The following is a 13,200-nucleotide window of genomic DNA, read 5'->3' as shown; positions in this document are numbered from 1 at the left end:
CCCTCCGGGGGCTGTCAGCCGTCCATCCGCACCCGGATGGAGTTGGCGTGGGCAGTCAGATGCTCGGTCTCTGCCAGTGTGATGATCTCCCCGGCAATGGGCGCCAGGGCGGCTCGGTCGAATTCCAGCACGCTCATGGTCTTCAAAAAGCTGTCCACGCTCAGGGGCGAGAAGAAGCGGGCGGTGCCGCTGGTGGGCAGCACATGGTCCGGGCCGGCCAGATAGTCCCCCAGGGGTTCCGGCGTATAGGCCCCCAGGAAGACCGCTCCGGCGTTCTTCACCAGAGGCAGCAGGGCCCTGGGCTCCTCCGTCATGATCTCAAGGTGCTCCGGGGCGATCTCGTTTGCCAGCTCCACACAGCGCTCCAGGCTGTCACAGACGATGGCGCACCCGAAGTCCCGCAGGGATTCCTCCATGATCTCCGAGCGCTCCAGATACCCGGTCTGCCGGACCACCTCCCGGTCCACCGCCTGGGCCAGCTCCCAGCTGTCGGTGAGCAGCACGGCGGAGGCCAGCCGGTCGTGCTCCGCCTGGCTGAGCAGGTCCGCGGCCACGTACTTCGGGTCCGCCGGCCTGTCGGCAATGACCAGCACCTCCGAGGGGCCGGCCACCATGTCGATGTCCAGACTGCCGTAGGCCAGGCGTTTGGCGGCGGCCACATAGGCGTTGCCAGGCCCCACCAGTTTGTCCACCCGGGGGATGAAGCCCGCCCCGTAGGTCAGAGCGGCCACCGCCTGGGCGCCGCCCACTGCAATGCACCGGTCCACGCCGGCGATGCGGGCCGCCGCCAGCACGGCGGCGTTCAGATTCTCGGTGGGCGGTGTCACCATGACGATCTCCTCCACCCCCGCCACCTTGGCGGGGACGGCGTTCATCAGCACGCTGCTGGGATAGGCGGCGGTCCCGCCTGGGACGTAGATGCCCACCCGGCTCAGCCCCCGGACGATCCGGCCCACCCGGCCTCCGTCCGGTGAGGTCCACTCCATGGTCCGGGAGAGCAGCTTCTCGTTGTAGTCCCGGATATTGGCCGCGGCGTGCTCCAGGGCGGCGATCAGCTCCGCCGGACAGCTGCGGTAGGCCTCCTCCAGCTGCGCCCTGGTGAGCTCATAGGGCTCCCTATGGTCGAACTGCCGGGAGTAGTCCCGGACAGCCGAAAGGCCATTTTCCTTTACATTCTGCATGACTGCTGAGACAGCCAGCTCGATATCTGCGTTTTTCTGTGCGGCGCGGGCGCGCATGGCCTCCAGCTGCCGCACCTCGGAAGTGCCATCCGCTTTGATGATGGAAATCATATGTCTCTCTCCAATTCCGCCTCACAGCGGTCGATAAAATCGTTGATCTGGCTCTTGTGCAGCTTCATGCTGGCGGTGTTGACGATCAGCCGTGCGGACACCGGGGCCACTGTCTCGATGGGCACCAGGCCGTTGGCCTTCAGGGTAGCCCCGGTCTCCACGATATCCACAATGGCATCCGTCAGAGAGAGGATGGGGGCCAGCTCCACGCTGCCCTCGATCTTGATGATGTCCACATCCATCCCCTTCTCCGCGAAAAAGGCCCGGGTCACCGCCGGATACTTGGAGGCCACTCGCCGGGTCTTATAAGTCCCATAGAAGTCGGTCCCCTCCTTCACTGCCAGAGCGAAGCGGCAGCGGCCGAAGCCCAGGTCCAGCACCTCATAGAAGGCGCCCCCCTTCTCCAGGATGGTATCCTTGCCCACCACCCCCAGGTCACATACCCCGTGCTCCACATAGGTGATGACGTCGGGCGCCTTGGCCAGCACAGCGTCCAGGGGATAGTTGGGGATGGCGTGGACCAGCCGCCGCCCCGGGTCCCGGACGGGGGTGCAGTCCAGCCCCATCCTCTCAAACAGCTCCACCGACTTGTCCTGGAGCCGCCCCTTGGTCAGGGCGATACGCAGACGGCCGCTCATACCTTCACCACCCTTTCTCCGGTCACATCAAAGACCAGCACAGTCTTGGCGCCCTTCTTCCTGGCCAGGCTGCAGCTGGATTCCAGCGTGCGGCAGGGGGAGAGCTCACAGGTCCCCGCCGGCCGGCTGTCCACCGCCTCCAGCGCCTTGGCCAAGTAGCCGGGGGCGTAGTGGACCACAGTGTCCAGCGCGGATGGGGCAGCCTCGGGCAGGGTGCGGGCCATAGCGTCCACATCTACGGCAAAGCCGGTGGCCTGGGCCTCCCGGCCGAATACCCCCACCAGCGAGTCGTAGCGTCCGCCAGACAGCACCGCGTCCCCTGCTCCCTCCACATAGCCCCGGAAGACCACGCCAGTATAGTAGTCGATCTGGTGGACCATCCCCAGGTCAAAGCGGACCAGCGCGCCGTATCCCGCCGCAGACAGTTCCCCGTAAAGGGCTCGGAGGTACTCCACCGCCTCCGTCTCCCCGGCCAGCGCCTCCGCCTCATCCAGCACCTCCGGCCCGCCGAACAGCCGGGAGAGGCGCAGCAGGGCCGCGCTGGCGGGGTTCTCCCGGAAGGGGGCGAGCATATCCCGCAGGGCGGCGAAGTTTTTGCCCTCGATCAGGGCCCGCATCCGCTCCATCTCCCCCTCCTCCAGCTCCATCCGGGCGGCCACATCCCGGAAGAAGCCGGCGTGGCCCAGCTCCACATGGAACCGTGAGGCCCCGCACACCCGCAGGGCGTCCACTGCTGTGGCCACCATCTCCAGATCCGCTTTCATCCCGGCGGCTCCGATCAGCTCCACCCCGCACTGGGGGAGCTCCCGGTTCCCGCCGCTGTGGGCCGGCCCGGCCCGGTACACGGTCTGGTCGTAGTACAGCCGCTGGGGCAGGGGCAGGGCCCGAAGCTTTGTGGCCGCCACCCGGGCGATGGGGGTGGTGGAATCCGGCCGCATGACGCAGAGCTTCCCACTTTGGTCGAACACCTGTACCATTTGTTCCTGGGGGATGGCACTGCCCGAGCGGGCAAATAGGTCGTAAAACTCCGTCTCCGGGGTGGAGACCTCCCGATAGCCCCGCTGGCGGAAGAGACGGATCAGCCGCTCCTGCACCTGTCGGCGGCCCATGCACTCGGCAAACAGACGGTCGCGGGTGCCCTCCGGGGTATTGACACTCAATTTCATGGCCTGGCTCCTTGTCAACTGCGGGACAGCGCGCTGTCTCCGCTTTCATTCTTTACTACGCTAATATACTACTACAAGAAAGTGCTGTCAAGAAAAATCTTGCGCCCCGGAAAAAGCGGCGCGGAGCAGGACCCGTTCCGGTCCTGCTCCGCGCAAAGCAAATTGGGGTCACAGCACGAGAGAGGGGGCGGTGTAGACCCGGGCGGCCATCTCGCTGTTGAGCATATACAGCCCCTTGGCGTCCTCGCCGTAGAGCTTCATCTTTTTGATCAGGTCCTCGGCGTTCTTCTCCTCCTCCCCCTGCTCCTTGACGAACCAGTCCAGGAACTGCATCGTCCGAAAGTCCTTGGCGCTGTAAGCGGCTTCATACAGCGTGTGGATCAGGCCGGTGACATACCGCTCGTGCTCCAGCCCCAGCTCCAGCACCCGCAGGCGGCTGGTCAGCTCCCTGTCGGGCTTGGCGATGGCCTCCAGCGTCACCTTTCCGCCGTTGTTCTGGAGATACTGCACCATCAGCATGGCGTGATCCCGCTCTTCCTGCGCCTGGATCTTGTACCAGTTGGCAAAGCCATCCAGGCCCTCCTCCTCATAGTAGATGGAGAAATCCAGGTACAGATAGGCGGAATAAAACTCCTTGTTGACCTGCTCGTTGAGCAGCTGCGCGACCTTTGCGTCCAGCATAAAAAACAACTCCTTTTTCTTTTTTCTGAAACTCTTTCTGAGTCAAGATCCTCCCCCTCTGTTCCCCGCTCTGGTGCGGGACAGACAGACGGATCAGGACCCCGACCTCTCCACGATCTGCCTCTATCCTAACACAGAACCGGGCATCCGGCAACCTCGATCCCATCCATCTGTGCAGACCGTTCCATCGGTCACCCCAGCATGGCGAACAGGTCCAGCTGGCTGGTGGCCGGCATATCTCCGAAAGCCCCCGCCTCCGTCAGCTTGTCGATGTGGGTCTTGGAGACCTTGGGGCAGGCAGCGGAGACCTCCTCTACAGAGATGAACCTCCGTCCCTTAGCCTGCTCCGCCAGAGACAGGGCCGCCGTTTCCCCCAGCCCCGCCACCGAGATGAAGGGCGGGATCAGCGCCTTGTGTTCCTCGTCCACCCGGAAGTGGAGGGCGTCCGACAGGTACAGGTCCATCCGCCGGAAGGTGAATCCACGCAGATAGAACTCATAGCACACCTCCAAGGTAGTGAGCATGTCCTGCTCCACCGCGGAGGCATCCTTGTCCTTGGCGATGATCTCCCTCATCTTCTTCTGGCACACATCCATCCCCTGGCACATGAACTCCTGGTCAAATGCCTTGGCCCGGATGGAGAAGTAGGCGGCGTAAAAGGCCAGAGGCCGGTGGACCTTGAACCAGGCGATGCGGAAGGCCATCATCACATAGGCCACCGCATGGGCCTTGGGGAACAGATAGGCGATCTTCTTGCAGGAGCCGATGTACCAGTCAGGCACCCCGTGCTCCTTCATCTCCTCCTCCGCCCCCTCCGGCAGGCCGCGGCCCTTCCGCACCGCCTCCATGATCTTGAAGGAGCGCTTGGGGTCCATCCCCTTGGAGATCAGGAACAGCATGATGTCGTCCCGGCAGCCGATGGCCTCGCTGACCTTGGCGGTGCCCGAGGTGATCAGGTCCTTGGCGTTGCCCAGCCACACGTCGGTTCCGTGGGAGAAGCCGGACAGGCGGACCAGGATATCGAACTGGTTGGGCTGGGTGTCCTCCAGCATCCCCCGGACGAAGGAGGTGCCGAACTCCGGGATGGCAGTGCCGCCGGTGGGCCCCAGGATCTTGTCGTTCTCATAGCCCAGCACCTTGGAGGACTGGAAGATAGACATGGTCCCCGGGTCATCCAGTGGGATCTTCTGGGGGTCCACCCCAGTCAGGTCCTGAAGCATTCGGATCATAGTGGGGTCATCGTGTCCCAGCATGTCCAGCTTCAGCAGGTTGGACTCCATGGAGTGATATTCGAAGTGGGTGGTGACGATATCGGTATTGGGGTCGTCCGCCGGGTGCTGTACGGGACAGAAGTCATAGATCTCCTTGTCCTGGGGGATGACCACCATGCCGCCGGGGTGCTGGCCGGTGGTGCGCTTGACGCCGGTGCAGCCGATAGCCAGGCGGTTCTCCTCCGCCTTGGAGGCCGTCCTCCCCCGCTCCTCCAGGTACTTCTTCACATAGCCGAAAGCCGTCTTTTCCGCCACCGTACCAATGGTCCCGGCTCGGAACACGTGGGTCTGTCCAAACAGCTCAAAGGTGTACCGGTGGGCGCTGGACTGGTACTCGCCGGAGAAGTTCAGGTCGATATCGGGCACCTTGTCTCCCCCGAAGCCCAGAAAGGTCTCGAAGGGGATGTTGAAGCCGTCCTTCACATAGGGCGTGCCGCAGACGGGACAGTTCATATCGGGCATATCCGCCCCGCACCCGTAGGGGTGGGCGGGGTCCTGGGCGTAGTCAAAGTCCGAGTGCTTGCACTTGGGGCAGCGGTAGTGGGCGGGCAGGGAGTTGACCTCAGTGATGCCCGACATGAATGCCACCAGAGAGGAGCCCACCGATCCACGGGAGCCCACCAGATAACCGTGCTCCAGGGAGTTCTGCACCAGCTTCTGGGCGGACATGTAGATCACGTCGTACTTGCAGCGGATGATATCCCCCAGCTCCACGTTGATGCGGTCCACCACGATCTGGGGCGGCTCCTCGCCGTAGAGCTCATGGGCCTTGCCCCATACCAGCCGCTTCAGCTCCCCGTCGGAGTCCTCAAGCTTGGGGGCAAACAGTCCTTTGGGCAGGGGCTCAATGGGCTCGCACCAGTCCGCGATGAGATTGGTATTCCTCACCACCACGTCGTAGGCGGTCTCCTTCCCCAGATAGGAAAATTCCTCCAGCATCTCGGTGGTGGTCTTGAAGTAGATGGGCAGGGGCTCGTCCGCGTCCTCAAAGCCCTTGGAGGCCAGAAGGATGTGGCGGTAGATCTCGTCCTCCGGGTCCAGGAAGTGGACGTCGCCGGTGGCGCACACCGGCTTGCCCAGCTCCTTCCCCAGGGCCACGATGGCCCGGTTGAAGTCCCGCAGCTCCTCCTCTGTGCGGACCATCCCCTTGCGGAGCATGAACATATTGTTGCACAGGGGCTGGATCTCCAGATAATCGTACCAGGAGGCGATGCGCTTGAGCTCCTCCCAGTCCTTGCCGTCCGCCACCGCCCGGAAGAGCTCGCCCGCCTCGCAGGCGGAGCCCAGGATCAGCCCCTCCCGGTTCTCGTTGATGACGCTTTTGAGCATGATGGGGTAACGCTTGAAGTAGTCCAGATGTCCCAGGGAGATGAGCTTGTACAGGTTACGCAGACCGGTCTGGTTCCGCGCCAGCACGATCAGGTGCTTGGGCTGGCGCTTGGCCTTTCCTCCCTTGCGCAGGTGGACCATGGCCCCGTTGATCTCCCCCAGGTGGCGCAGGCCCATCTCCTCCAGCATCTTAAAGAACGGGGGCAGCATGTAGCCCACCGTGGCCGCGTCGTCGCTGGCCCGGTGGTGATTGAAGGCGGGCAGGTGCAGGTGCTCCGCCACGATGTCCAGCTTGTACTTGCCCAGGTCAGGCAGCAGGTTCTGGGCCAGGATCAGGCTGTCGATGGAGGGATTGTGGAAGGGAATGCCGTATTTCCGGCAGCCGGCGGCGATAAAGCCCATGTCGAAGTCGGCGTTGTGGGCCGCCAGGGGCCGGTCCCCGGCAAAAGCCAGGAAAGCCCGCAGGGCCTCCTCCTGGGAGGGGGCCCCCACCAGCATCTCATCGGTGATACCGGTCAGGCGGATGATCTCCGGACTCAGGATGCGGCCGGGGGAGACAAAGGTGTTGAACCGGTCGGTGATCTCCCCGTTTTTCAGCACTACGGCGCCGATCTCGATGATGACCTCGTACTTCCGGTTCAGCCCTGTGGTCTCGATGTCGAAGCAGACGATCTCCTGGTCAAAGGGCTGTTCTGTTTCCCCGTGGACCACTACTCTGTCATCCACGTCGTTGATGTAGTACGCCTCCACGCCGTACAGGATCTTGATATTTTTGGCGGAGTGCCACGCATCCGGGAAGGACTGGGCCACCCCGTGATCGGTGATGGCGATGGCCCGGTGGCCCCAGGCCTCCGCCCGCTTGACCACGTTTTTGTCCGGCCCCAGCTTGGGACCGACCGAGGTGAGGGCGTCCATAGCGGACATGGTGGTGTGCAGGTGGAGCTCCACCCGCTTTTCCGGCGCGTCATCCATCTTCATGGGCTTGGGCACCGCCATGATGGACATGGGCTCCAGCACCATGTCGCCGTAGAACCGGTCCATGTTCAGCCGGCCCTGGATCTGGAGGTGCATCCCCTTCTTGACCCCGTCCACGATGGGCTTGCCCTCGTCTCCGGGGAAGAATTTGTTCACCCGAATGGAGCCGGTGTAGTCAGTCAGATCGAAGGCCACCACCCAGGCGCCCCGCTTTTTCAGCTCCCGGTTGTCCACGGCAAAGACATCGCCCTCGATGACCACCATGCCCATGTCCAGCTCCAGCTCCCCGATGGGGGTGGGCCGCTTCTTGATGACATGCCCGAAAATCGTCTTGCCGGAGGGCTTGCCCTCCCCTTTTCCCTTGGGTCTGGCCGCCGGCGCGCTCCCCCGGGCCTTCCGCAGCGCCTCCCGCCGAATGGCCTCCGTCCGCGCGAAGGCGTCCATCTCCGGTGCCGTGCTCTCCCCCTGCCGAGGATGGGCCGGGCGGGTCTGGGGTGCGGAGGCAGGCACAGAAGGAGCCGCCGGTGCCGGCGCTTCGGCGGGGGTCTCCGGCTCCGGGGCCGCCATCTGAAACTTCACTGAGGCGAGCCCGTAGCACCGGGCCACGGCCTCCTCTGCCTGGCGGATCAGATTGGCCCCGGCTCCCCTGGCCCCATCCAGGGTCACCAGGGCGCTCCGGCTGGCCTTGTCAATGGCCGCGGCCACAATGACCCAGCCCTCTACGGCCTCCGCCAACTCCTGCCACTGGCACAGGGCAGCAAACATTTGTAAAAATGGGATCTTCTTGGACATGATGCAGATGCTCCTTGCGCTTGATTCTCAGTCAGTGGGATGGTGGAGCGCCCCCTGTGTTACAGTTCCTCGATCAGGGCAAACAGCTCGTCCACCAGCCGGTCCTGGGGGACCTTTTTCACGATCTCCCCTTTTCGGAACAGGAGGCCTTCGCCGATGCCGCCCGCGATCCCGCAGTCGGCGGCAGACGCCTCCCCCGGCCCGTTGACGGCACAGCCCATCACCGCCACCGTGATGGGCTTGTCCACCCCCTTCAGCCGCTCCTCCACCTGGGCAGCCAGGCCGATCAGATCGATGCGGGTCCGCCCGCAGGTGGGACAGGAGACCAGCTCTGCCCCCTCCCGCCGGACCCCGGCGGCCTTCAGGATGTCCCGGGCCGCGTAGACCTCCTCCACCGGGTCGGCGGAGAGGGAGACCCGTATGGTGTCCCCGATCCCCAGGGCCAGCAGGCCCCCGATGCCCACCGCAGACTTCAGGGTGCCCATCCGGACCGTCCCGGCCTCGGTAACGCCAATATGTAAAGGATAATTGCTTTTCTCTCTCATCAGCTGATAGGCCCGCATGGTCATGGGGACGCTGGAGGACTTCAGCGACACACAGATGTCGTCAAAATCGAATTTGTTCAGCAGACGGATGTGGCCGAAGGCTGACTCCACCATGGCCTCCGGACAGACGCCGCCGTATTTGGCCAGCAGTCCCTTCTCCAGAGAGCCGCCATTGACACCGATGCGGATTGGGATGCCCCGCAGACGGCAGGCGTCTGCCACCGCCTTGACCCGGTCCTCTCCACCGATATTGCCCGGATTGATGCGGACCTTGTCCGCTCCGGCCGCGATGGCCTCCAGGGCCAACTTATAGTCGAAGTGGATATCCACCACCACTGGGAGCGGACTGGCCTCCTTGATCTTGGCCACCGCCCGGGCGGCGGCCCGATCAGGGACCGCCACCCGCACGATCTGACATCCAGCCGCAGCCAGGGAACGGATCTGGGACAGGGTGGACTCCAAATCGTCGGTGCGGGTATTGGTCATGGACTGGATGGTGACCGGCGCCCCGCCGCCGATGGGGATGCCGCCCACATGGATCTGTCTGGTCATTGAAACCTCTTCCTTTCCCATATCTGGTCCGGCTAGACGCCGAACAGCTTGCCCACGTCGCTGAAAGTCACAGCCAGGGACAGGGTCAGCAGCAGGGCCAGCCCCGCCATATGGACGTACCCCTCATACTTGGGGTCGATCTTTCTGCGGAACAGCCCGAAGAGCAGGCCGTTCAGGAACAGAAAGAAAATGCGTCCCCCATCCAGCGCGGGGAGGGGCAGCAGATTCATCACCGCCAGGTTCACTGCGATCAGCGCAGACAGGTAGAGGATGTTATACACCGCGTCCCCCACCGTCTCAGACTGGGTCCCCACCTGGGAGATGGTGGTCACGATGCCCACCGGGCCTGACAGGTCCCGCAGTCCAACCACCCCGGAGACCAGATCTCCCAGGCTGATCCAGACCGTGCGCACAAAATCCAGGCTGTTGTACCAGCTGTACAGCAGCTTGCTGCCCAGGGTGGCGGGGATGATCTCCCGCCCCACGCTGATCCCCCGCAGGTATGTGGTCTTCCCCTCCTCATCCGTGCGGGCCTGGAGGGGCATCTCAACGCCGTCCAGGCGGACCTTCTCGCCGTCCCGGAGCACCACGAAATCCAGGGTATCCCCCGCCCGGCCGAGAAAGAAGGTCAGGTTATTATAATTGTAGATCCGGTGTCCGTCCAGGGAGTAGACCACGTCCCCGGGCTGGAGCCCGCTGTCCTCCACACCGTAGCCCTCCAGAAAGCCGTCGATGGTGGGCAGCACGAAACCGGTGGCCTGGGAAAAAAGGATCAGGATCAGCACAAAGCCGGTCAGAAAATTCATGAAAGCCCCGGCGCAGAGGATGACGATCTTTTTCCACCCGCTGGCCCGGCCGAAGGCCCGGGGGTTGTCGCTCTCCTCATCCTCCCCCTCCATGGCGCAGTATCCGCCGATGGGCAGGGCACGAATACTGTAAAGTGTCTCCCCCTTCTCCTTCTTCCAGAGAGCGGGCCCCATGCCCACCGCGAACTCATTCACCTGCACCCCCAGCAGCTTGGCGGTGGCAAAATGCCCCAGCTCATGGGTGGCGATCAGCACGCCGAAAATCAGTACCGCGATGACAACATAAAAAAGAACAGAACCGAGCATAGAACCTCCAAAAGAAAATCAGTCTGGACCTTGTCTCATACGGCGCGGGCCGCCCGGTCCGCCTCCAGAATGTCCTCCAGAGTGGGCCGCTGGACCACAGGGACCTGATCCATGGCCCGGGCGACCTGTTCTGCGATGTCCAGGAACCCGATCTTCCCCTCCAGGAACCGGGCCACCGCCGCCTCATTGGCCCCGTTTAAGATGGCCCCCGCTGTGCCGCCTGTCCGCGCTGCCTCCAGTGCCAGGGGAAGGCAGCGGAATGTATCCAGATCCGGCGTGCCGAAGGTGAGCGGCCCACAGTTCCACAGGTCCAGCGGTGATGCCGGTCCTGGGATGCGCTCAGGCCAGGTCAGGGCGTATTGGATGGGCAGACGCATGTCCGGCGTCCCCAGCTGGGCGATCATGGCATTATCACAGTATTCCACAAGGGAGTGGATAATACTCTCCCGGTGAATCACAATGGAAATTTTCTCCGGAGGCATGTGGTACAGGTGCATCGCCTCGATAAATTCCAGGCCCTTATTCATTAGAGTGGCGGAATCCACAGTGATCTTGGCCCCCATGGACCAGTTTGGATGCTGTAAGGCGTCCTCCCTTGTCATTCCTTTCAGCTCTGAGGTCGTACGCCCATAAAAGGGCCCCCCGGAGCAGGTCAGGATCAGCCTCTTCACACCTCCCCGGTCCCGGCAGCCCTCCAGGCTCTGGAAGAGGGCGGAGTGCTCCGAGTCCACCGGCAGGATCTCCGCGCCGGACGCCTCCGCTGCCGACATCACCAGCTCCCCCGCACATACCAGGGTCTCCTTGTTGGCCAGGGCGATGCGCTTTCCCTCCCGGATGGCGGCCAGGGTGGGGCGCAGCCCCACCATCCCCACCACTGCGGTGAGCACAGTGTCCGCACCGGGCAGGGATGCGGCCTCCAGCAGCCCCTCCATCCCGGCGGCCACCCGGACCCCCGTGTCCGCCAGGCGGACCTTCAGATCAGCTGCGGCGTCCTCCTCCATCAGGACGGCCAGCTCCGGCCGGAACCGGCGTGCCTGCTCCTCCAGCTCCCGGACGCTCCGGTTGGCAGTCAGCGCCGCCGCACGCATGCCACAGGCGGCAATCACATCCAATGATTGCCGCCCGATGGAACCGGTGGAGCCCAATATTGAAATACATCTGCTCATATGACAAAACTCCTCGCTGACCACCGTATCCGCCTAAAAGGCTGGAAACAGAGTCACCATCAGCCAGAGAGCCGGAGCCGCAAAGGTCATGCTGTCGAAGCGGTCCAGCATCCCGCCATGGCCGGGGATCACATTTCCATAGTCCTTGATCCCATACTGACGCTTGATGAGAGAGAAAGACAGATCCCCCAGCTCTGTAATGGCGCTTCCCACGAGCCCGTAGACCACCATCAGAGGGAAATTCACTTCTATCCCGCCGAACTGATGCAAAATGGCTCCGTAGAGCAGCATGAACAGCCCCCCGAACAGGATGCCGCCGGCATAGCCCTCCAGTGATTTGTTGGGGCTGACCCGAGTGATGCCTTTGTGCTTCCCAAAGAACACCCCCACGAAGTAGGCGCCCGCATCCGTGAGGAAAGCGGAGATCACCGGCAGCAGGACCAGATATCTGCCGCTCTCCATCCCCTTGAGCAGCACCAGCGTGGACAGGAACGCCGGGATCACGATCCCGCCGAACATACACACCAGCAGATCCTCCAGGGAGATCGCGCTGCCGCTGTCAAAGCGGCGGATGGCCCCCAGAAAAAGAGCGGCCATCAGTAGCAGGGACAGGGCAGCCAGGGACCAGTTCCCCCACCCCAGCCAGAAGGTCAGGGGGATCAGGCCGGCCGCCGCCGCCGTGTAGACATACATTCCATTGTGGTGGGCCACCTTGGTGGCCCTCAGCAGCTCAAAGGACGCCCGCGCGGTGATGCATGCCAGCAGTACCGCGAGAAAGACGGGCGGCAGAAAGAACAGGACAACAAAAAACAGCGGGGCCAATACTACAGCCGAGAGGATGCGCGTCACCATTTCTCAAATACCTCCAAATCGCCGGGCCCGGCTCTGATAGCTGGCGATGGCCCGCAGCAGCTCTGCTTTGCTGAAATCCGGCCACAGCACATCCGTAAAGTAGAACTCCGCATAGGCGGACTCCCACAGCAGGAAATTGGATAGGCGCAGCTCCCCGCTGGGGCGGATGATCAGGTCCGGGTCCGGCACCCCGCGGGAGAACAGGTAGCCGGAGAAGTTCTCCTGTGTCAGGTGGTTGGGGTCCGCCCTCCCCTCTACACAGTCCAGGGCATAGGCCCGGGCGGCCCGGAGGATCTCGTCCCGTCCGCCATAATTCAGGCAGATATTCACCTGACAGCCGTCGTACCTCTTGGAGATGCGTCGGGTCTGCTCACACAGGTCCCGGAGCTCCTGGGACAGCGGAGAGAGGTCCCCGAAAAACTCCATCTTCACCTTGTCCCGTTCCATCTGTCCGATGGCCTCCAGCAGGTACTTCTTCAGCAGGCCCATGATGGCGCCCACCTCATCCTCCGGCCGCTTCCAGTTTTCCGTGGAAAAGGCATAGACCGTCAGATACTCCAGGCCGATCTCCTTGCAGTAGGTGGCGATGGTGCGGAAAGTCTCCGCCCCGGCGGCATGTCCCGCCGAACGGGGCAGCCCCCGCTTTTTGGCCCACCGGCCATTTCCATCCATGATAATGGCGATATGCCGGGGCAGGTCCTGAAAGTCAACCTGTACCTCCGGCTGAGGCTTCTTTGTAAACAGCGGCATATCTGATCTTCCTTACCCAAACAAAATGCTGAGAGCGCACGTGCAGAATGAAGAATGAACGTCTTGAGAACATTCCGCA

At 63.2% G+C, this 13,200-nt stretch carries 10 protein-coding genes; all 10 read right to left on the bottom strand.

All coding sequences use genetic code 11. The features are described from left to right. Positions 1–14: 14 nt before the first annotated feature. The 10 genes from hisD to L9O85_RS06950 all read right to left on the bottom strand — a co-directional run bounded on the left by hisD (position 15) and on the right by L9O85_RS06950 (position 13,121). The gene (hisD, locus tag L9O85_RS06995; protein ID WP_050624740.1) at positions 15–1,292 is read right to left on the bottom strand and encodes a histidinol dehydrogenase; all 1,278 of its coding nucleotides are present in this window, start codon (positions 1,290–1,292) and stop codon (positions 15–17) included. After that, the gene (hisG, locus tag L9O85_RS06990; RefSeq protein WP_050624739.1) at positions 1,289–1,930 is read right to left on the bottom strand and encodes an ATP phosphoribosyltransferase; all 642 of its coding nucleotides are present in this window, start codon (positions 1,928–1,930) and stop codon (positions 1,289–1,291) included. The genes hisD and hisG overlap by 4 nt, the downstream gene beginning before the upstream one ends. Then, positions 1,927–3,096: an ATP phosphoribosyltransferase regulatory subunit gene (hisZ, locus tag L9O85_RS06985; RefSeq protein ID WP_301580016.1), complete on the bottom strand. Its 1,170-nt coding sequence runs from the start codon at positions 3,094–3,096 to the stop codon at positions 1,927–1,929. The genes hisG and hisZ overlap by 4 nt, the downstream gene beginning before the upstream one ends. A gap of 168 nt (positions 3,097–3,264) precedes the next feature. Next, positions 3,265–3,777 (bottom strand): ferritin, encoded by a 513-nt coding sequence (locus L9O85_RS06980; RefSeq protein WP_050624737.1) that lies wholly within the window; start codon positions 3,775–3,777, stop codon positions 3,265–3,267. A 191-nt stretch (positions 3,778–3,968) separates the two neighbouring features. Beyond that, entirely contained in the window at positions 3,969–8,144 is a 4,176-nt protein-coding gene (locus L9O85_RS06975; RefSeq protein ID WP_301580013.1) for a PolC-type DNA polymerase III, read from the bottom strand. A gap of 59 nt (positions 8,145–8,203) precedes the next feature. Continuing rightward, entirely contained in the window at positions 8,204–9,241 is a 1,038-nt protein-coding gene (ispG, locus tag L9O85_RS06970; protein ID WP_276755834.1) for a flavodoxin-dependent (E)-4-hydroxy-3-methylbut-2-enyl-diphosphate synthase, read from the bottom strand. A 32-nt stretch (positions 9,242–9,273) separates the two neighbouring features. Beyond that, the gene (locus L9O85_RS06965) at positions 9,274–10,353 is read right to left on the bottom strand and encodes a M50 family metallopeptidase (RefSeq protein WP_050624734.1); all 1,080 of its coding nucleotides are present in this window, start codon (positions 10,351–10,353) and stop codon (positions 9,274–9,276) included. 35 nt (positions 10,354–10,388) lie between these two features. Further along, entirely contained in the window at positions 10,389–11,519 is a 1,131-nt protein-coding gene (locus tag L9O85_RS06960; protein ID WP_301580011.1) for a 1-deoxy-D-xylulose-5-phosphate reductoisomerase, read from the bottom strand. 33 nt (positions 11,520–11,552) lie between these two features. After that, the gene (locus tag L9O85_RS06955) at positions 11,553–12,371 is read right to left on the bottom strand and encodes a phosphatidate cytidylyltransferase (protein ID WP_050624732.1); all 819 of its coding nucleotides are present in this window, start codon (positions 12,369–12,371) and stop codon (positions 11,553–11,555) included. 3 nt (positions 12,372–12,374) lie between these two features. After that, complete coding sequence (locus L9O85_RS06950; RefSeq protein ID WP_050624731.1) at positions 12,375–13,121, bottom strand: isoprenyl transferase; 747 nt, start codon at positions 13,119–13,121, stop codon at positions 12,375–12,377. Positions 13,122–13,200 lie beyond the last annotated feature (79 nt).

Origin of the sequence: Lawsonibacter asaccharolyticus (genome assembly GCF_022453915.1) — a bacterium.
GTDB classification, from domain to species: Bacteria; Bacillota; Clostridia; order Oscillospirales; family Oscillospiraceae; genus Lawsonibacter; species Lawsonibacter asaccharolyticus.
Note: the sequence above shows the minus strand (reverse complement) of the source record. Positions and strands in the feature narration are given on the sequence as shown.